Origin of the sequence: Streptomyces sp. NRRL F-2664, assembly GCF_000719345.1 — a bacterium.
Classification (GTDB): Bacteria; Actinomycetota; Actinomycetes; order Streptomycetales; family Streptomycetaceae; genus Streptomyces.
Genome location: NZ_JOFX01000584.1, coordinates 1 through 242, shown reverse-complemented (window position 1 = coordinate 242; position 242 = coordinate 1). Strand labels below are relative to the sequence as shown.

The window sequence follows — 242 nt, the reverse complement described above, 5'->3', positions numbered from 1 at the left end:
GCACCCTGCTGTCCCAGACCGTGTACACCTACAACAGCCGCGGAGACCTGGCCACCCGCACCGACACCCGCCCCGCAGCCGGCGGGCAGGAAGGTGCCGACACTACCGACAGCAGCGGCGGGCAGGGGGGTGCCAGCACGGACGGCAGCGGTGGAGCAGGGGCCGGCGGCGGCACGCCGGTGACGACGCACACCGTGCACGGCTACGACGCCTACAGCCGGCTCACCTCCACCACCGTCCAC

General features: G+C 73.6%; 1 pseudogene. It reads left to right on the top strand.

Features of this window, described 5'->3' with window-relative positions:
- Positions 1-20 precede the first annotated feature (20 nt).
- Positions 21-242: pseudogene (locus IF89_RS48965) on the top strand (hypothetical protein); the annotation flags it as partial.